General features: G+C 36.1%; 15 protein-coding genes and 1 tRNA gene. 10 read left to right on the forward strand and 6 right to left on the reverse strand.

Annotated elements, in window-relative coordinates; all coding sequences use genetic code 11:
- Positions 1-3 precede the first annotated feature (3 nt).
- Positions 4-876, forward strand: a complete 873-nt coding sequence (locus LNP81_RS17765; protein WP_230038182.1) for a LysR family transcriptional regulator — start codon at positions 4-6, stop codon at positions 874-876.
- Positions 877-1,057: 181 nt separating this feature from the next.
- Positions 1,058-2,176 carry a serine hydrolase domain-containing protein gene (locus LNP81_RS17770; RefSeq protein ID WP_230038184.1) on the forward strand — a complete coding sequence of 373 codons (1,119 nt, stop codon included), beginning with the start codon at positions 1,058-1,060 and terminating at the stop codon, positions 2,174-2,176.
- A 625-nt stretch (positions 2,177-2,801) separates the two neighbouring features.
- On the opposite strand, the gene LNP81_RS17775 is transcribed toward LNP81_RS17770, so the two are convergent.
- A complete protein-coding gene (locus LNP81_RS17775) occupies positions 2,802-3,350 on the reverse strand; it encodes a TetR/AcrR family transcriptional regulator (protein WP_230038186.1) in 549 nt (182 codons plus the stop codon).
- Positions 3,351-3,567: 217 nt separating this feature from the next.
- Here LNP81_RS17775 and LNP81_RS17780 point away from each other — a divergent pair, with 217 nt between their 5' ends.
- Together LNP81_RS17780 and LNP81_RS17785 are read left to right on the forward strand one after the other, a co-directional pair.
- Positions 3,568-4,626: an NAD-dependent epimerase/dehydratase family protein gene (locus LNP81_RS17780; RefSeq protein ID WP_230038188.1), complete on the forward strand. Its 1,059-nt coding sequence runs from the start codon at positions 3,568-3,570 to the stop codon at positions 4,624-4,626.
- Between the two features lie 19 nt (positions 4,627-4,645).
- A complete protein-coding gene (locus LNP81_RS17785; RefSeq protein ID WP_230038190.1) occupies positions 4,646-5,071 on the forward strand; it encodes a DUF2141 domain-containing protein in 426 nt (141 codons plus the stop codon).
- Between the two features lie 269 nt (positions 5,072-5,340).
- On the opposite strand, the gene LNP81_RS17790 is transcribed toward LNP81_RS17785, so the two are convergent.
- Positions 5,341-6,762 carry an aminotransferase-like domain-containing protein gene (locus tag LNP81_RS17790; protein ID WP_230038192.1) on the reverse strand — a complete coding sequence of 474 codons (1,422 nt, stop codon included), beginning with the start codon at positions 6,760-6,762 and terminating at the stop codon, positions 5,341-5,343.
- A 125-nt stretch (positions 6,763-6,887) separates the two neighbouring features.
- Here LNP81_RS17790 and LNP81_RS17795 point away from each other — a divergent pair, with 125 nt between their 5' ends.
- Together LNP81_RS17795 and LNP81_RS17800 are read left to right on the forward strand one after the other, a co-directional pair.
- Entirely contained in the window at positions 6,888-7,919 is a 1,032-nt protein-coding gene (locus LNP81_RS17795; RefSeq protein ID WP_230038194.1) for a zinc-dependent alcohol dehydrogenase family protein, read from the forward strand.
- Between the two features lie 435 nt (positions 7,920-8,354).
- The gene (locus LNP81_RS17800; protein ID WP_230038196.1) at positions 8,355-8,834 is read left to right on the forward strand and encodes a DUF1203 domain-containing protein; all 480 of its coding nucleotides are present in this window, start codon (positions 8,355-8,357) and stop codon (positions 8,832-8,834) included.
- 418 nt (positions 8,835-9,252) lie between these two features.
- Here LNP81_RS17800 and LNP81_RS17805 read toward each other — a convergent pair whose 3' ends face one another.
- Positions 9,253-9,882 (reverse strand): nitroreductase family protein, encoded by a 630-nt coding sequence (locus tag LNP81_RS17805; protein WP_230038198.1) that lies wholly within the window; start codon positions 9,880-9,882, stop codon positions 9,253-9,255.
- Between the two features lie 268 nt (positions 9,883-10,150).
- Between LNP81_RS17805 and LNP81_RS17810 the strand changes: the two genes are divergently transcribed.
- From LNP81_RS17810 to LNP81_RS17825, 4 genes are all read left to right on the forward strand, one after another.
- Positions 10,151-11,203: a DUF1852 domain-containing protein gene (locus LNP81_RS17810; protein ID WP_230038200.1), complete on the forward strand. Its 1,053-nt coding sequence runs from the start codon at positions 10,151-10,153 to the stop codon at positions 11,201-11,203.
- A 30-nt stretch (positions 11,204-11,233) separates the two neighbouring features.
- Entirely contained in the window at positions 11,234-12,265 is a 1,032-nt protein-coding gene (locus LNP81_RS17815; RefSeq protein WP_230038202.1) for a methionine synthase, read from the forward strand.
- A gap of 57 nt (positions 12,266-12,322) precedes the next feature.
- Complete coding sequence (locus LNP81_RS17820) at positions 12,323-13,315, forward strand: bile acid:sodium symporter family protein (protein WP_230038204.1); 993 nt, start codon at positions 12,323-12,325, stop codon at positions 13,313-13,315.
- A 230-nt stretch (positions 13,316-13,545) separates the two neighbouring features.
- Positions 13,546-13,998 carry an Lrp/AsnC family transcriptional regulator gene (locus LNP81_RS17825; RefSeq protein WP_035644147.1) on the forward strand — a complete coding sequence of 151 codons (453 nt, stop codon included), beginning with the start codon at positions 13,546-13,548 and terminating at the stop codon, positions 13,996-13,998.
- Between the two features lie 327 nt (positions 13,999-14,325).
- Here the strand turns inward: LNP81_RS17825 and LNP81_RS17830 are convergent.
- The 3 genes from LNP81_RS17830 to LNP81_RS17840 form a co-directional block, all read right to left on the reverse strand.
- Positions 14,326-14,399 (reverse strand) — tRNA-Arg (locus LNP81_RS17830).
- Positions 14,400-14,684: 285 nt separating this feature from the next.
- Positions 14,685-16,262, reverse strand: coding sequence for a phage tail sheath family protein (locus LNP81_RS17835; RefSeq protein ID WP_230038206.1), 1,578 nt, complete (start codon positions 16,260-16,262; stop codon positions 14,685-14,687).
- Positions 16,263-16,706: 444 nt separating this feature from the next.
- Positions 16,707-19,775, reverse strand: coding sequence for an efflux RND transporter permease subunit (locus LNP81_RS17840; protein ID WP_230038208.1), 3,069 nt, complete (start codon positions 19,773-19,775; stop codon positions 16,707-16,709).
- Positions 19,776-19,781: the final 6 nt, after the last annotated feature.

Below are 19,781 nucleotides of genomic sequence, written 5' to 3' on the forward strand. Positions count from 1 at the left end.
ACTATGAATAGTAATGACCTGAAAATATTTGAAGCTGCAGCAACACTCGGAAGTTTTACAAAAGCTGCAGAAGCAACCTTTACGGTACAATCAAACGTAACGGCTCGCATAAAAAATCTCGAAGATGAATTTGGAGCTGAACTGTTTAGAAGAGTATCCAGAAAAGTGGTTTTAACTGAAGCAGGAGAAACACTTTTGCAATATGCTAAAAAAATAGGGCGATTATTGGATGACGCAAAAAGTGATATACAGAGTGCAGACAAAATAGGAGGGACAATACGCATAGGGTGTATTGAGACCACTATGGCTCTTAAAGTGCCCGAAATCATCAAAGGTTTTGCAGAACTTTATCCCAATGTAGAGCTTGAATTTTATTCTTCCATGTTATCAGCATTGATAAACGATGTAATCAGTTATAAACTTGATGCTGCTTTTGTTGCAGCACCCATAAATATTCCGGGTTTACAGCAGCTTACTGTTCGTGATGAACAACTTGTAATAATTGCAGGTGGTGATGTGGATAAACTTTCGGTAGTATTGAAACAAGAACCTTTAAAAATAGTAGTTTTTGAGCAAGGTTGTTTTTTCAGGGCACGACTTGAAACCTGGCTCGGTTCAAAAGGAATCCTCCGTTATAAAAGCACCGTAATCAATTCTATAGAAGGCATTATTAATTTTGTGGAGGCAGGTCTTGGTATCAGTATACTTCCTGCAGAAGTGTTAAATCAGTATTACAGCAACAGAAATATAAAAACATTTCCTTTAACGAAAGAACTTGCCACGATGACTACAGTGTTAATTTATAGAAATGATGAAGCACCTTCAAAGGCTTTAAATGTATTTTTAGATCAGTATAGCCGAGATAGCAGTAGCTAATAAAATATCTTTTAATAATTGTAAATCAGTAATTTATATGTCAAAAAAGTTAGTGATCAGACACCAAATGAATATAAGAACGCTAGCAAATAAGTACCAATTTATAAAGTTTTAAGCTTTTGAAACCTTTTCTAGTTTTTCTTATCTGAAGTTTGCATTCAAATAATTAAGATCACATTTTATGAAAAAGTTTTTATTACTAGCTGTTGTTACTTTTATCACCTCATGTAGCAATGACGATTCTAAACCCTCACCTGATAAAAAAGCGCTGGCACAGCAAAAACTTGAAGCAGCTTTGTCCAACTTCCCTGGCCTAAGCCTTAGTGTAAAAACAATTTCCGAGAATTATACCTTAGTTGCAGGAAACGCTGTAATTAATGAAAAGCCGATGGCTATTTCTGCTCTTCACTATATGCAGAGTATTTCAAAAACCTTTACTGCAGTTGCTGTACTCAAACTGAAAGAGGAGGGCAAAATCAATCTCGATGCCAAAGTAAATACCTATCTTCCTGATATTTGTAATAAGCTGCCAAACGGAAATATCATTACGGTAAGGCAACTGCTTAATATGACATCAGGGCTTCCTGATTATTTAGATAGCGAAGAGTTTTTAAATGATCTTGTTGCAGGGCCACTGCCTATGACGAGCGAACAGGTATTGAGCTATGTATATGATCAACCCGCAAAATTCGCACCCGGCGTGTCATTTGGTTATTGCAATATAAATTATCATTTGCTGGCAATAATTATTGATAGTGTCACTCCAAACGGGCATCGAAGCTATATTACCGACAAAATAATTAACGAGATTGGACTTTCCAATACCTATTATATAGCGGGCTTGGCAGGCACTACTGCTCCACAAGGCACAACGGCTAGCTATCTGGAAATAGACGGCACTTTTACCGATGTGAGCGAATTGCAGTTGGGTACAGTACTTACCTTCATTGGTGATGACGGCATTGTTGCTTCTGTTCAGGATATAGCTGGGTTTTACTACAAGCTGCTCCATGACAAAACCATACTGTCACCAATATCGCTGGAAGAAATGAAGAGTGCTGTTAATTATCAGGGTACGCCCATATATGGCTTAGGACTGCATTTTTATAAATCCAATGGTCGCCTGCAGGCAATCGGCCACGAGGGTAGTGGAGCCGGAGCCGGAGCCTATGCTTTTTATTTTCCTTCTAAAAATACCAGCGTCGTCCTGTGTACAAACACGGGAACGCTTACTGATACTATAAAAGAGGAACAGTTCCTGGCATTGTGGGAGCAAATTATAGGTGTATTATTTGAGTAAAAACTAATTTAAACCATCGCATCGCATTTCCTTACTTACGAATATATCAGCTAATCCCTCGTAGTAGGGATAGGGGTATTGCTTTTGTAGTATCTTAGTTTATCAAATTAGTTCGTGAAAATTAACTGTAATTTTGTTAATGGTAAATGCATAAAGAATGGATTTCAATTTAGCGGAAATCAACTGTAGTAATACCGTGTTTGTGAGTAGAAGCGACAGTTTTGATTATGAGTATATATTTAAAACAGATTAAGGACTCCTCATGAAAAATTCGAACCATAAATTTTATAGAGGATTTGAAGAGATTGACGTATTATATTTAGTGCCTGTCTTCCATTGGCTTTGTAAATTTGGTTTAGATGTCCTGTTGGGGATTGAGAGAAAATTGATATCGTTTTATTTTTTGATTTTACCACAAAATATAATCTGATATTTTTTACTTTATTTAATTAATTGTAAAAGATACCGCCTTAACTTTTGTGGCAAAAAAGGTTTCCATTCCAGAGTAAAACAGTAATTTCAGGTTATTCGTTAAAGGAAGATCAACCAATTCTTTTTAAAATCCATGTACTTGTTTATTTTGCTTTGAAAGATTCGATTAAGAATTGGTGGCTTATAAAAATTGCTATAATTTATTGAGTTTATTTACCAGATAACTTATCATTTGTGCAATACTTTCAGCAGGAATAGAGAAATCATTTTCGATCCAATTTTTGATGACAGCAATACTTCCTTTTTCGCCAAATTGGTATGCCATTTCAACAAAAGGCTTTACTTCGGCAGTAAGTTCTATTTGATTTTCAACTGGAAAATTAGTCCGAACACTTCTTAGTATTCGCGAGAGAATTCCGCTTCCATCCGCTTTGGTAAACACAATTTTACTCATCTGTTTATCGCTTTCCAGTAACTGGCAGCTGAGCAGTATCACATCATCCATATTGGTGCTTTTACGCAAAACCGCTGAGAGTTTTTCAAAAACATCATCTTCTATTTCAAGCAGTATATCCAGCGGAATATTATAATGCCGATAAAATGTATTGCGGTTGACATCGGCTGTTTTACACAGTTCGGTTATGGTGATTTCGCTTAATTCCTTCTCGTGCAGCAAAATAAATAATGCCTCACGCAATATTTTTTTAGTATACTGAACCCTTCTGTCTTTTCTTAAATCCATCACAAATTATTTTATATACGCTACAAAAGCATTAGTCTTTGTTCGCTAATGAACAGTAGCATCCTTTTTTGAAACAGCAAATAAATTCTTCTGTAATAGTTTTACGTAGTAATCAAAAAGAACACAAAGTTACATATTGAACATATTGTATAACAAATATAGCTTTTTGATCAAAATTTAAGCGGATTGAAAAGGACAAATGTTAAATTAAAAAAAGATGGAAAATAAGATATCACGAAAAAAAATACTTCTGACCGGTGCATCTGGAACTGTAGGTCTTGAAACTTTACAGCATCTGGTTCAGCATACGGATTATGAAATAACGGTTTTTGATTTAAAAACTCAAAATTCGGTAAAAAAACTAGCTCCCTTTCGATCTCGTGTAGAGATTATATATGGCGACATCAGCAATAGAGAAGAAGTGCTAAAAGTTGCCCAAAATAAGGATGTAGCTATCCATTTGGCAGCGGTTATTCCACCTCTTGCAGATATAGATCCGGATATGGCTTACAGTGTCAATGTGAAAGGGACCGAAAATCTTGTTTACGCTTTAGAGAAGAATTCACCGGATTGTTATTTGATTTTTAGTTCCAGTATTTCAGTTTATGGCGATCGGATGAAGAATCCGCAGATAAGTGTCACTGATATTTTGCAGCCCAGTCCGGGAGATCAGTATGGAGAAACAAAGGTGTTGTGTGAGTCGTTGATAGGGAAATCCAAATTATCATGGAGTATTTTTCGTCTGGCTGCAATTATGGGTAACCATAAGATATCCAAATTGATGTTTCATATGCCGCTGGATACACCAATGGAAATCTGCACTCCAAAAGATACGGGTAGAGCTTTTGCTAAAGCAATTGAAAACCAAAAAAAACTAGAGAAGCAAATATTCAACTTAGGAGGGGGAGAGGATTGTGTTATTACTTATGGATCTTTTCTAGACAAAATGTTTGCTGAATTTGGCTTAGGCAAAGCAGATTTTCCACAAAAGGCGTTTGCAGAGAAAAATTTTCACTGCGGGATTTTAAAAGATGGTGAAGACTTAGATAATATTTTAGGTTTTAGACAGCAAAACTTGAACGATTATTTCGAGATGGTCCGCCAGAAAATTCATCCTCTCCAAAAAAAGATCACCTTCATTTTTAAAAGTATTATAAAAAAATGGCTGCTCTCACAATCAGAACCCTACCAGGCGTTTAAAAAAGGGAATGTAAAAAAAATGAATCACTTTTTTAACCCATTAGAGAAAGAGAAGCTAGAAAAGGTTCTATTATAAATCCTAAAAAATATTAATTATGAAAATTAAAATGATAAGCTTGATAGTACTTGTAACAGTTAATTCAGCATTGTTTGCACAACATAATTTCAGCGTTGAAGTATCGGGCGTAGAACCCGGCAAAGGATCTGTTTTTTTTGGATTGTATGATAAAGAGAAAGGCTTTCTTGATAATGCGTCACAGATTGCCACCGGAAAAGTAAAAGCTTCAGAAAATAAAGTGGTCTACACGTTCAAAAACCTACCGGATGGCGATTATGCTATTGCTGTTTATCAAGACTTGAATAATAACGGAAAATGTGATAGAAATATGATTGGTTATCCGACAGAAGGATTTGGATTTTCTAAAAATTATAAACCAAAACTCTCAGCACCTAATTTTGATGAGGTGAAAATTGCAATTAATCAGTATGCTAAAACCAGTATCGCATTGATTTCTAGATAGAATAGCCTTGCTAAGTTATGGGAATTACTTTTGGAAGTGTGGTGATCTCGACAGGACAAATTTCTATAAATTTTATGAAAGATTTAAAGAGATTGCTTATTAATGGTAGAGCATGTCTTTGATTGGCTTCAGCAATTTGGTTTAGATGTGTTGGGGATTGGTGGAAAATCTATTGCTTTCTCAAATGATTTTCGAGAAAGCATTATGGTATAATTTATTAAAAGAAAAAAAGCCAACCTTAAATTCTTGTGGTAGAAAAGATATCAATTCTAAAGATTTGATGCAGCAATATCTCCAAGGTTTTTAATGGCAATTTCAATTTTATTGTTCCATAGAGGGCAATAATTTAATCTAATAAAGTTTTCATAATATTCCAATGAAGAAAAGATATGACCAGGACAAATGCCTATTCCTTGACTCAGTGCCTTCTTCTGAAATTCGAATGCATTAAGACCGGCCGGGAGTTCAATCCATATACTTAATCCTCCTTTGGGGACAGCAAGCTTTGTTCCATGCGGGAAATATTGATTAATCGTCCCAATATATTTTATCATTTGTCCCTGCAGATCATTACGCATTTTTCTGATATGCTTATTATAAAAACCACTTTCTAAATATTTAGCGATAGCATCCTGCAAAATTCCGTTGGTCGATATATTAGAACCAAATTTTAATTTTTCAATATTTAGATGATGTTTTCCCGCTGATACCCAGCCTATCCGGAAGCCTGGTGCCAGTGTTTTTGAGAAAGAGTTACAATACAAAACATTATCATAATTATCATATGCTTTTGCAGGATAGCTCTTGGTAATTCCAAAGGACAATTCTCCAAGGCAGTCATCTTCTATCATCGGAATATTTTGCCTGCCTAATAATTCAACAAGTCGAATCTTATTTTCTTCAGACATACCACTTCCGGTAGGATTATTGCAGCGAGGCATAAAAATACATGCCGCTACCTTATTATTGGCTAAAGCCAATTCCAGATCATCAATACATAAACCGTTTTGTGGATCTACTTTGATTTCAAGCGCTTTTAATCCACGACGTTCCAAACTTTGAAGAATTCCGTGATACGTAGGCGATTCAACTGCTATAATATCTCCCTTACTCGTAATGGAATCAAGGCAAAGATTGATAGCTTCCATACCGCCATTTGTAACTAATATTGTATCGGGCGATAGCGGTTTTTCCCATTCAAGGGAAAGAACTGATATTTGCTTGAGAAGGTTAGGGTGGCCATCTACAAGAGGATACTGAAAGTTGTCATTACCTGCCTCGCTAAGGGATGCCTTTACTGCTTTGTTAAGACTTGTTATGGGAATAAATTCATTTACTGGTGCAAGGATCGAGAAATTTACTATACCATTTTCTTTGGCATTTTTCATCATGGCAACCGCCATCGCCGTAATCTCAACATTTGCCGGCAGCATCGGTCGTGATTTTGTTTCAGGTATTTTTAAAGAAGAACCCAGTGAATTTATTATATATCCCGACCGGGGACGGGAAATGATTAAGCCTTTTGCTTCCAGTAAGGAGTACGCCTGAAATACTGTATTCAAACTTACATTCAAATCTCTTCTAACCTGACGTACAGACGGAGCTTTATCTCCGGGTCTTAGCTGCAGAATATTTATATTCTCTTCTATTTTTTGGGCAACCTGTTCATATCGAAAGCTTTTAACTGACATAATTTCTCTCGTTTTAAAAATTGATGAGGCAAAGATATAAAATCTGATCTCGTTTTTTTTATAAAATCTGATTCTGTTCTTGTGTTCATAATAGTTGGATATTTGCATCATAAAATATTTAAGATATGACACCAGAAAAAAACACAATGAAAGCCTGGCAATTAAAAGGGTTTGGTTTAGATAATTTGAAATTAGAAGATATTGCAGTACCAACTCCGGGGGCAAATGAAGTTTTAATAAAAGTCGGAGCAGTTTCGCTAAATTTTAGAGACAAAGCGATTGTTGATGGAATTTATGAACCGGATATGGTACCCAATCCTTTAACACCGGTATCTGATGCTGCCGGAACAATTGTAGAGATTGGGGCCGATGTAACACGATTTAAAGTAGGCGATAGGGTAACTTCTCATTTATATTCAAAGTGGATCGAAGGGGCGCCCGCTCCTAATGAGCCAGATTTCTGTTTTGGTTCTCCTCTGCCTGGAGGTTTGGCAGAATATATGATTATTCACGAAGAATCCGCAGTCTTGGCACCATCTACTTTGACTGATGAAGAAGCATCTACTTTGCCAATCGCAGCACTTACAGCCTGGTACTCTCTGGTTACCTATGGTAACTTGCAAAAAGGAGATTCGGTTTTGATACAAGGTACCGGAGGCGTTTCAATATTCGGTATTCAGCTTGCAACTGCTTTGGGGGCAAGGGTTATTGTTACAACAAGCAGTAATGAAAAAGGCGAATGGGCCCGCAAACTCGGTGCTCATGAAGTAATTAATTATGTCCAAACTCCAGACTGGGCTTCTGAAGTAGTTAGATTAACAGATGGAAAAGGTGTTGATCAGCTATTGGAAGTAGTTGGAGGAGATGGATTAAATGATTCTGTTAAAGCGACAAAGGTTACCGGGCAAATTTCAGTTATAGGATTCTTAGCGGGGCAGACCACCGATCTTAACTTAATGCAGGTGATTTTCAGACAAACCAAAATTCAGGGTATTGCAGTTGGAAACCGATCTGCATTCGAGGAAATGAATAAAGCTTTTGACCAGTATAATATTAAGCCTGTTATCGATAAAGTATACCGATTCGAAGAGGCTATTGAAGCGTATCAGCACTTGGCAAAAGGAGCATTTGGAAAAATTGTAATTAAAATTAGTTAATCAGCAGACATCAAAATAGATAAAAAAAAACACTAAACTAATGACTTCTAGTATGTTTACTATGCCTACAATTACCAGGAATTAATTTTCCCTGTTAAATTTTTTGCTATTAACATCCCACTAAAATTCAGTGTGAAGTTTGTGTGAAGTTCTGATTTTTTTTTGGATATATAAGGACTAAACGCAAAGAGAGACTCAAAAAAAAATCCCATTTCATTAGAAATGGGATTTTTTATGACCTCTACTGGACAAATTACGGTAAATTTTATGGAAGATTTGAAGAGATTGGCTTCCTATATGTATGAGCTGTCTTTGATTGGTATCAACATTTTGGTTTAGATGTCCTGTTGGGGATTGGTGGAAAATTGAGCAAGAAATGGATTTTTAATAAAAGGAACAGGATATAAATTTGTTTTGATTTAAAATATAGAAAATATGAAAAAATTTAAAATTGTCCCGTTGTCTAAAGATTTTGTAAGCCAAATTCGGAAAACAAATATTGATAATTTTGGTAATGCTGTTTACGAGCAATTGGCAACGGGAAAAGGACCATGCCGAATTTCGTTGAAACCATTTAATGTTGGTCAGGATATTCGTTTGGTTTTTGCTTATAGTCCGTTTTCAGAAAACAATGCTTTTAATCAATCCGGGCCTATATTTATTCACAAAAATGAAGTGGAGCAATATTTAGATATTTATAATTTTCCCACAGAATTAAAAGCAGATAAAGAAAATTTCCCTTTATCTCTAATCGGCTATACCAAAGAACAAAAAATGATTTTTACTAAATTAGTTGGAGATAATGATATCGATTTACTAATTGCTGAGATCTTTGAAACAAAAAGCGATGTTGAATATCTTCACGCAAGAAATTCAGAAGCCTGTTGTTTTATTTGTAAAATTGAAAGGGTATAGTAAGGTACTTTTTAAAAATTGAAATTACAGATAATTTAAAAGAAGTAATTTTTTCAATTAAAACTTTACTTCCCAATAAAATTTATTGGGAAGTTTCCGGGATCTTTTAAGAATTTATAAAAATCCAAGGTATCAACAATGAATGTTGTGGATAAACATTGAAAATTTTATATTCCCTAATTATTTTTAACGCAGAGAACTCAATCCCGATAGCTATCGGGATTCGCAAAGTTCACTAAGATTTAAGTAGTGTTTACACAATCAAAGTCCACAAAGCTTTGTGAACTTTGTGTTTTTTTCTAAACTTGGTATATTTAAAAAACTTTGCGTTCTCCGTGGTAATTTTTTCTATATCCACAGATTTTAGGATTGATCCATTGTAAGGGTTAAACGTTAAAACATATGTATTCTTATAACATTAATAAACTTTCGTTATCATTTCATCTATAGGTAAACGAACTTTTTTCGTAGCTGCCATATAGTCTTTTTCGGAATCCCGATATCCTAAAGCGAGGATAACTGTAGAATGCAACTCTTTTTCTTTCAATCCCAAAACCTCATCAATAGTGGCGGCATTAAATCCTTCAATAGGAGTGGCATCCACTTTCAATTCTGCTGCAGCAATAAGTGCTGTTCCTAGTGCAATATAAGCCTGTTTGGCCGCCCAAAGTGCTTTTTGCTCTGCGTTAATAGTGCTGAAATAGGAATGCAATCCATTTCTAAATCCTGATAAGGCACCAGTATCAAGACCTCTTTGCTTTTCTGTCATTGCCATATAATCGTCAATGTAAGTTGAAGACATGTCAGTGAATGCAGCAAAAACCAATAAATGAGAGCAAGAGCTAATCTGTCCATTATACGAATCAGCACCTAATTTTTTTTGAATTTCCGGGTTGCTTACAACAAAAACACGGTAAGATTGCAGACCACAAGAAGATGCTGAAAGATTTATAGCCTCTAAGATCTGATCGATCTTCTCTTCTGTTACTTTGATGTTATTGTAAGCTTTTGTGGCGTAGCGCCATTTTAAATTTTCTATCAAATTCATTACTATTTCTATCTTAAATTTTGACAAATATAAATGATATTGTTTTCTTTTTTCGAGTTTTTAAAGTGCTCTGGGAAACTCCAAATCAATCATCTTAGGCCACTAAAGAATATTTATCTGTTTTACTTCATTATTACATTTGTTTAAAGGTTAATAATCTTTAAAATTTAATATAAAAAGAATAATTAACTGATTTTAAGTATAAATAAAAATATTTAATCTTTTATATTCAAATTTGCAGGGTAAAAAAACTAAACATTGTCATCATATGAAAGCGAACATACAAGAAGATAGGGGAATAAACGAAAAGCAAAATAATGAAAACACCCAGGATACAATCCAAAATGATTTTGCATTCACACTAAAGAGCACTTGTTTAGATGAAAACTATCACCCCTCAAGTGAAACGCGTTTGACAACCAATTTTGCAAATCTGGCCAGAGGAGGTAATCGCCAACAAAACTTACGTAATGCATTAAATATGATTAACAATCGATTCAATGCATTGGCTCATTTTGATAATCCAAAAGCTGATCGTTACCTTGTAGGACTTGAAATCATCACAGTAACGATGAGTATTGATGATAAGAATGGTATTAACAATCTGCCGTTGATTGAAGTTTTAAAAACGAATATTTTTGACCACAAGACTAGCCAGCGTATCGAAGGTATTGCCGGAAATAATTTTTCGTCTTATGTTCGTGATTATGATTTCAGTATTTTATTGATCGAGCATAATAAAAATAAAGCTAATTTTTGTATTCCTGAAAATTTTGGTGATTTGCACGGAAAACTTTATAAGTGTTTTGTCAATTCAGCCACTTATAAAGAGCACTTTAAAATGTCACCGATCATTTGTCTAAGTGTATCGAGCAACAAAACTTATACCCGCACTGAGTATCAGCATCCGGTTCTGGGTTTTGAGTATCTGCAGGATCAGTATTCTATCACTGATGAATATTTCTCTAAAATGGGCTTAAAAGTTCGTTTTTTCATGCCTGCGAATAGTGTGGCACCGATGGCTTTTTATCATTCCGGAGATCTGCTTGCTGATTATACTGATCTTGGACTAATCAGCTCAATCAGCACAATGGAGACTTTCCAGAAGATTTATCGCCCTGAAATTTACAATGCAAATTCAGTGGCTGGGAAAATCTATCAACCTAATCTTAAACACGAAGATTATTCACTGACTCTTGTGGATTATGACCGCGAAGAGCGCAGCCGACTGGCTGTTGAACAGGGTAAATATGCAGAAGAGCATTTCATTAAGCCTTACAAAAGTCTCCTGGAACAATGGTCTGCTAATTTTACCTTTTAATTGATTACAACGCATTAAAATTATACTATTATGAAGAAATTATTATTACCCACCTCTATTGTTGGAAGTTTACCCAAACCTGCCTGGCTTGCACCACCCGAAAAACTTTGGTCACCATGGAAATTAGAAGGCGATCAGCTGCTTGAAGGGAAACAAGACGCTTTACGTATTTCTTTGCAGGAACAGCAATTGGCAGATCTAGATATTATTTGTGACGGCGAGCAGACACGTCAGCATTTTGTAACGACTTTTATCGAGCATTTAAGCGGTGTAGATTTTGAAAATCGTAAAACAGTAAAAATCCGTAACCGTTATGATGCGAGCGTTCCAGTGGTTGTAGGTGAGGTTGCACGTCAAAAAGCAGTTTTTGTTGAAGATGCTAAATTTTTGCGTAAACAGACTAACAAGCCTATAAAATGGGCCTTGCCAGGCCCGTTGACAATGGTAGATACCTTGTACGACGACCATTATAAAAGCCGGGAAAAATTGGCGTGGGAATTTGCGAAAGCACTCAATGAAGAAGCAAGAGAACTTCAAGACGCAGGGGTAGATATTATCCAGTTTGATGAACCTGCATTTAATGTGTTCTTTGATGAAGTAAACGATTGGGGAATGGCAGCATTAGAAAGAGCCATTGAAGGTTTACACTGTCAAACTGCGGTTCATATTTGCTATGGTTATGGAATACAGGCAAATACTGATTGGAAAAAGACATTAGGTTCAGAGTGGCGACAATATGAAGAAATTTTTCCGAAAATTCAAAAATCTAAAATTGATGTGGTGTCTTTAGAATGTCACAACTCTAATGTGCCTTTAAATTTAATGGAACTTGTTCGCGGTAAAAAAGTAATGGTCGGTGCCATTGATGTGGCAACCAACACTATCGAAACACCAGAAGAAGTAGCTGCTACCCTGCGTAAAGCTCTTGAGTTTGTAGATGCCGAAAATCTTTACCCTTCTACAAATTGCGGTATGGCACCGTTATCTAGAGATGTAGCCAGAGGCAAGTTAAGTGCTTTAAGCGCAGGAGCAGAAATTATACGTAAAGAACTTGGGATTTAGTCTCAATATATTAATAATGAATTCCGTGCCTCCACGGAGGAATAATATTTAAACACATTGAAGAAATTATTAGAAGTATTAAAAAAAGCAGGTTTCGACGGTTTCCTGTTAATGATAGCCACCATGATTCTGATGGCTTATTTTTTGCCAAAGCCAGGTATGGTCAAAGAACCTTTTTCGCTGGAGGAGATTGCCAATGCAGGCGTTTCGTTGATTTTCTTGTTTTATGGCTTACGGCTAAGTGTTGAGAAACTAAAAGCCGGACTTTCTAATTGGAAAATGCACATTGTCGTCCAGTTGACAACCTTTTTATTTTTCCCGCTCATTGTTTTGGCATTTCGCCCTTTGTTTGTTAATAACGGCTTCGAGTTGCTTTGGCTGGGCGTATTTTTTCTGGCAGCATTACCGTCCACAGTTTCATCTTCGGTGGTCATGGTTTCCATTGCTAAGGGAAACATTCCTGCAGCCATTTTCAATGCCAGCATTTCCAGTTTGATCGGAGTAGTCGTTACGCCTCTCTGGGTTGGACTGTTTATTGCTTCTGCGACAGGCGATTTTGATGTCAGTCAAATCGTTATAAAGTTGATTCTGCAAGTCTTGCTGCCTGTCATCATTGGCATAAGCCTCAATTCGCGTTTAGGCGCCATTGCCGAAAAATACAAGAAACAGCTCAAATATTTTGATCAGGCAGTTATTCTAACGATTATCTACACGTCGTTTTGCAAGTCATTTTCCGAACATCTTTTTGAAGGCTTCACCGCCCTTGAACTTGCCGGACTCGCTGCAGGGATGATGGCGTTGTTTTTTGCCGTATTCTTTTGTGTCGGAGTACTGAGCCGCCTGCTTGGTTTTTCAGATGAAGACCGTATTACTGTCTTATTCTGCGGGTCTAAAAAGTCATTGGTACACGGCACCGTTATGTCAAAAGTACTGTTTCAGCACAGTACTATCACCGGCATCGTATTGCTGCCGCTCATGCTTTACCATGCCTTGCAATTGATTGCCGCCAGCATCATTGCTCAGGGTATGGCTCGACGAAAAGAATTATAATTTTTATTTATAGCGTGGCCCTTTATCTTTTTTTTGATAAAGGAACCAAGGAGAGCGCTCCCTGCTATAAAATATTACCATTAAGATTTTTATACTGTAAATATACGTTTTGAAGGTTTTTGTGTTTTTAATTTGTTTAAAATAAGGTTTTTGTGTTGTTTTTAATTGTATTTAAAGAATTTTATTCTAATTTAGAAATAAATTAAATCAAAATTCAAAATAAAAATTTTATGGAGCAGATAGACGATATTGATCTTCAGTTATTAAATATACTACACGATAATTCTAAATATACTGTAAAAGAGCTTGCTAAAATGGTAAATCTTTCGGCATCGCCTGTTTTTGAACGAATTAAAAGATTGGAAAACAATGGTTATATTAAAAAATATATTGCCCTCCTTGATGCAGAAAAATTAAACAGAGGGTTTATTGTTTTTTGTAATATCAAACTTAAACAGCACGATCGTAATATCGGGAATCAATTTGTTAGTGATATTATGAAAATAGAAGAAGTTGTAGAATGTTATAATATCTCCGGTGATTACGATTTTTTAATGAAAGTTTCTGCCAAAGACATGAAGCATTATCAGGATTTTGTGTTTAATAAATTGGGATCAGTTGAAAGTATAGGGAGTACTCAAAGTACCTTTGTTATGTCGGAGATAAAAAATCTCTACGGATAGTTCCGCGATGGTTTATTTATTTGAAATTCGCCTTAGCTTTTGTGACAGAAAATGTATTAAGTCCATTTTGGAGTTATTTTATATTTAACATCAAACAACTGCGATAAACCAAAAGAGAAAAAAATCTATATCCTAAACGGGATTTCGAACCATCGTTCAGCTTCGATTAAATCTTTAATGAAGCCACTTTTTGATTGTTTATTTCAGACAGTATAAGGATTTCTTATGAAAAACTCGAAACATGAAATGTTAGGTTGTAAAGGCTTGAAAAATTTACATATTAGTGCATAAAAAAAGAGACAACTATTATATAGATGTCTCTTTTTGTGACCTCGACTGGATTCAAACCAGTAACCTCTTGAGCCGTAATCAAGTGCGCTATTCAGTTGCGCCACGAGGCCATTTCGCTATCAATTAGCTAATTTTTTGTCGCTTTGTTGATTGCTTATTGCGGGTGCAAAGATAGACATAAATGCGAGATATGCAATCTGATCGCTAGGATATATGCAACGATAACGCGGAAATTCTTTCCGTGCTCATCCTTAATATTAATAAAAAATTGATTTTTAATATATTAGTATATACTTTTCGGGCACGGATTACAAATCTGCATGATCGTGTTCGCTTCCATTATCTGCTATGGTATTATTTTAAATTAAAATTCGCTTATTTGAGTAATTATTTAATTAACTAGAAGTTGCCATTTGCTGTTGAAATGTCAGAACGATAAATTCAGCAGGATGAACAACAGCAATTTTTATTGTTACATTCATATAACCATTTAAAAGATCATCTGCAGTCATTGTCGAGCCCAATCCGCACGCTACAGAAAAAGCGTCAGAAGAACTGGCTCCCTGCAAACCTCCTTGTTTCCAGATTGAAGTAAGAAAATTGCTGATCATAGAAATTACAGCTTCCCAGGTGTTTTTATCATTAGGCTGAAATGCGTATGCCTGAGCAGCGAGTTTACAAGATTGTTCTAAGAATATCATTGTTCTTCTCACGGGAATATACCGCCAGTCCGGGCTGTTTCCGTCTAGTGTTCTTGCTCCCCAGATTAGAATACCCAGACCGTTAAATGTTCTAATAGCATTAATCGATTTACCAGACACGGGATCGAGGTTTAAATTGGCTTGGTGGCTGTCCGAAAGAGAAATAGGTAACGATGCTGCACCAACAATAGAAGTATTTGCAGGTGCTTGCCACGGACCAGCGGCATTATCTACTGTAGTAATCACTCCTGCAATACCTCCACTTGGAGGAAGAATATTGGCATCAGCGATGATGTGTTTAATTATCAAGGAATAAGTCTGGCTTGCAATAAGGAGCGCATTGTGATTTTGGGCGACAGTCAAAGTGCTTGCAGGATTTTGAATATTGGCAATAATTGCGGCAACTGCAGAATTAGGAGCGCTTGGAGGATTAAGAATGGCTTCTAACTGTTTTAAATCTCCGCCAAATAAATTGGTGTAATCAAAATCAGAATCTTGCATTATTGTTGTTCCTATAAAAGGATAATATGCCATTCCGTAGCTTAACCCAACAGAACCTGTGTTCATTCTGAAATTTGTAATGTCTTGAGTATACAAAACAGGATCTGGGGCATTACCGCCAATAATGTCAAACAGGCACATTGCTGTTTGCATTTTTGCAGCCTGAAGAAGCATTGACTGCATTAATGTTCCATTGTCTTCTATATTTAATAAAGTGGCTTCGGGACAAATGTACATTGTTGGTTCTTGTTCATTTGTAAATAAAGAAAGACCTTTGATTAAATCATCCAGCTGCACATTTAGGTTTACAACTGGAACTCCAAGAGCCGCTGGTTTTTTTAACGGAGGTCCATAACTGCCTACAGAAACTATATAAGCATCTCCACCGCCATTTTCATAAAAAAACTTTACGCTGTTATATAAATAGTAAACCGTGTTAGGATCTTGAACTATTGAATAATAGGTTCCTGCAATGATGATGTAGTCTCCCTTTAATGGCTGGCTTTTTTCTGCCACTAAATAATATTGAGGATTGTACTGTTTAGAAGGATTTACAAGTGCAGGTGGATCTGGCAAACAGAAAAAAGCCTGAAAATCAGCAAATGATGTGATTTTTACTGGCACATTCGTATACGATTTCCCTTCGTAAGCAGCCTGTGGTGTGTATCCTATAAATGCTGGTACTGCTGTAGGAACTGCAACAACAGAATTAGGAAAAGCATTTAATTCCTGAATGTAAACACCAGGAGTCTGAATGGTAGATAAATTCATTGATTTTAGTTTTTAGCGTTTATTTTTAAGATAGAACGTATTTTTTAGATTAAAAAACAAGTCTTCTTGGTTGGGGAATAATGGCACTGAATTTATTTATTTTTTAATAATCATGTTTCATAGGTGGTATAGATAGATTAAAAAGCCCTCGAGTTCACTGCATTTTTCGTGAAACTTTTCCCTTTATTAATTCACGGAAGTAATTATTACAGATAAAAGGCGGTTTTTAAAATACAATGTGAATTCTAAGATTCGACTGCGACCATTTTTGCTTTAATATCTTTTTATTGTAATACTAAAGTACTGTGAATAAATATTTTGAGAGTACGTATATTTACCTGTTTTTTGCAAACCAGCTTGTTTTGAGGTACTAAAAAAACAAAGCCCATTTCGTTTGAAATGGGCTTTTGAGCTTGTGACAGGAACAGGACAAATTTCCTGAATTTAATTAAGCGGTTCTTTAGTATCAATTTCGATACTTGGTGGCATAAGCTTGTACATTACAGGAGTTACAATTCTCGATAGAATGGTCGAACTTATCAGTCCGCCGATAAGAACAATGGCTAGCGGTGCAATTAAAGGATTCGAATTCAAAGCTAGAGGAATAAGACCGCAGATTGCCGTTATCGAAGTCAGAACTACCGGTAGAAAGCGTGTTTCTCCGGCAATTGCAATTGCCTCATCTATGGAGTGTCCTTCTTGTCGGAGCTGATTGGTAAAATCTACCAGTAAGAGTGAATTTTTAACCTGAATACCCGACAGACCGATAAAACCAATAATAGCCACTAACGACATAGGACTTCCGTTAATAAGTAATAATACAACCCCTCCTAAAATTCCCAACGGAATAATGGAAAGTACAATGATGATTCCTTTGAATGTTTTGAACTGCAATAGCAGTACACCAATGAAAAGGAATGTGCTTAAAATAATTACCGAAAGGAAATTCCCTCCCAGAGCATCTCCTTCAGACTCTTTTTCGCCTGATAATTTATAGTAATAACCTTTTGGCATTTTAAGTTTATTGAGTTTGGGGATGATCTCTGTTAATAAATCATTAGCATAATAACCTTTGTCTGATAATGCTGTAACCTTTGCAAAACGGGATTTATTGAAATGATTAATCGTTGTTGGCGAAGTTTCAAAAGAGATTTCTGCAATTTGGTTCAATGCAATTGGCGTTCCCTGAATATTATTTACATAAAGATTTTTTAAAGCGTCCAGATTAGAAAATTTATCTCTTGGCAGCGTAAGGGTAACATTTCTGGCATCACCTCTGTCATCGATGTAATCGCCAACCGTTAATCCGGCTACAGCAAGACGTACAACTTTATCTGCCTCACTTGTCATTACACCTAATGTTCTTGCCTTTTCTTTATTAATTTTTACTTTGACATCTGTTTTGTACGTGTTGAGTTCATTGTTGATATAAACTGTTCCTTTCTGATTTCGTAAAATAGTTTCAACTTGAGAAGAAAGCTTACGCAAAACGGCCGGATCTTCTCCAAAGAGCCTCACTACAATGTTGGCCTCGAGGGGAGTTCCCTGCTCAAAATCTTTAACTTCTATTTTAGCGTAAGGCATTGTTTTGAATTTCTCTCGTAGCCTTTTAATCAAAGCTGTTTTTTCGGTAGGTTTTGCCTCATCTTCCAACTGCACAAAAATCTGTGCAAAATCAGGTTTTCTGTCCTGCGGGTGCACATTGTAATAAATCTGTGGGTTTCCCTTGCCGACATTCGCCGTATAAAAGACAATTTCTTTATGGTTTTTCAGTTCGGCTTCGACCAGTTTTGTTACCCTGTCGCTTTCGGTCAAATTGGCTTGAAGCGGCATTTTTATATTAATAAGAAACATTGGTTTCTCTGAAGTTGGGAATAACTTAAATCCGGTAGCCTTAAAAAGTCCAAAGGCAGTTATGCTCAATGCTATCGAAATAGCAATTGTTGTTTTTGGAAACTGCAATGCTTTAGGCATAACCCTGCTGTAAGAACGTGTCAGGAACTTTTGCAGGTATTGAAGAAAAACATTTCCCTCGCCATGTTCGTGTGTTTTTAAAAATCGGCTTCCCAGAAACGGAACCAATGTCATGGCCACAATCATTGACGCCAGAACACTCGTAATAATTGCCATAGGAAGACTTCTTATAAACTCACCTGAAACATCAGGAAGAAAAGCCAGCGGTAAAAAAGCAATAACAAGAGTAGCGGTACAACCAACAACTGCAAGACCAATTTGTTTCGTGCCCTTTAGAACAGCATCCATTTTAGAATGACCTTCACGAAGCCAGCGCTCGATGTTTTCGACGACCACAATACTATCATCCACCAGAAGTCCTAAAGCGACCACCAAACCTACAATGCTCAACTGATTTAAGGAATAGCCGAATGCATTCATGACAATAAGTCCCAAAGCCAGTGAGAGCGGTATGGATATCATTACAATTAAGGAAGCTCTTGATCCTAATGGTAAAAGCGTAATGATCACCAGAACAATCGCAAGGGTAAAATCAAAGCCTAAATGCCCCAAACGCTGCGATACCATATTGGCCTGATCAAAGTTTTTAACCAGCTTTATATTTTGAGGCAGGTCTTTAGAGAAATCTTCTACGATTGGTAAAAATTGTTTTTGAACGTCAGTTATATTTACGTTGTCTTTCATACCTACGGTAACCAGAACACAACGATGACCATTTATACGGGTAATATGATCTACTGTTTCAGATTTGTAACCTACTTCGGCAACATCCTTCATATAGATTATTTTACCATTTGCGTTGTATATAACCGTATTAGCAACATCATCGGCATTTTTAAATTTACCGCTTGTCTTTACATTAAATACCTTACTGTCAAGATTGATGCTTCCTCCGGGAATATCGGCAGCTTCACTCTGAAGACTTCCCATAACGACATTCAAGGGGATTTTTAACTGCGCGAGTTTATCCAGCTGCAGATCAATTCTTATTTCCTGTTCGGGTATTCCGGCATATTTTACGTCTTTAAGATTGGTGATTTTTTCAAGTCTTGTCTTCAATTCGTCTGCAGCATCACGTAGTTTTTTATCTGATGCATTTTCTGAAATTAAGGCCACCTGAAGAATTTTTACATCTGAAGAAGCAATTTTCTCTGTTTTGATGAGGTAAATATCCTTAGGAAGTTCGCTGTTTTGAAGCGCTTTCATTTCCGTAGAAATTTCCTGATACTTATTATCTACATCAACTCCATATTTAAATTTTACCTGAAAAGCAGCTACTCCGTCTTCAACAGTAGTAAGGATTTTATCAATATTCTCAAGTCCGTAAATTTTATTTTCAATAGGTTTTACTACTTGTTCTTCCATATCCTTTGGACTAGTTCCGGGATAAATAACCGTAATTAGATATTGCGGAGGATGAGTAGAAGGATCTTCTGATCGCGGCATTGAAAACAGGGTCAGATACCCTACAACAGACACGAGAAGAAATATAATCAGTGTGAACTGATAGTTTTTAACGGCAAAGTTTGTAATCTTCATGGTGCT

Source organism: Flavobacterium piscisymbiosum (genome assembly GCF_020905295.1).
GTDB lineage: Bacteria > Bacteroidota > Bacteroidia > Flavobacteriales > Flavobacteriaceae > Flavobacterium > Flavobacterium piscisymbiosum.

Coding starts and splice junctions, on each gene's coding strand:
- LNP81_RS17815 (WP_230038202.1), top strand. CDS start 11,234: ATGAAGAAATTATTATTACCCACCTCTATTGTTGGAAGTTTACCCAAA.
- LNP81_RS17800 (WP_230038196.1), top strand. CDS start 8,355: ATGAAAAAATTTAAAATTGTCCCGTTGTCTAAAGATTTTGTAAGCCAA.
- LNP81_RS17785 (WP_230038190.1), top strand. CDS start 4,646: ATGAAAATTAAAATGATAAGCTTGATAGTACTTGTAACAGTTAATTCA.
- LNP81_RS17825 (WP_035644147.1), top strand. CDS start 13,546: ATGGAGCAGATAGACGATATTGATCTTCAGTTATTAAATATACTACAC.
- LNP81_RS17810 (WP_230038200.1), top strand. CDS start 10,151: ATGAAAGCGAACATACAAGAAGATAGGGGAATAAACGAAAAGCAAAAT.
- LNP81_RS17795 (WP_230038194.1), top strand. CDS start 6,888: ATGACACCAGAAAAAAACACAATGAAAGCCTGGCAATTAAAAGGGTTT.
- LNP81_RS17835 (WP_230038206.1), bottom strand. CDS start 16,262: ATGAATTTATCTACCATTCAGACTCCTGGTGTTTACATTCAGGAATTA.
- LNP81_RS17790 (WP_230038192.1), bottom strand. CDS start 6,762: ATGTCAGTTAAAAGCTTTCGATATGAACAGGTTGCCCAAAAAATAGAA.
- LNP81_RS17775 (WP_230038186.1), bottom strand. CDS start 3,350: ATGGATTTAAGAAAAGACAGAAGGGTTCAGTATACTAAAAAAATATTG.
- LNP81_RS17780 (WP_230038188.1), top strand. CDS start 3,568: ATGGAAAATAAGATATCACGAAAAAAAATACTTCTGACCGGTGCATCT.
- LNP81_RS17770 (WP_230038184.1), top strand. CDS start 1,058: ATGAAAAAGTTTTTATTACTAGCTGTTGTTACTTTTATCACCTCATGT.
- LNP81_RS17840 (WP_230038208.1), bottom strand. CDS start 19,775: ATGAAGATTACAAACTTTGCCGTTAAAAACTATCAGTTCACACTGATT.
- LNP81_RS17765 (WP_230038182.1), top strand. CDS start 4: ATGAATAGTAATGACCTGAAAATATTTGAAGCTGCAGCAACACTCGGA.
- LNP81_RS17805 (WP_230038198.1), bottom strand. CDS start 9,882: ATGAATTTGATAGAAAATTTAAAATGGCGCTACGCCACAAAAGCTTAC.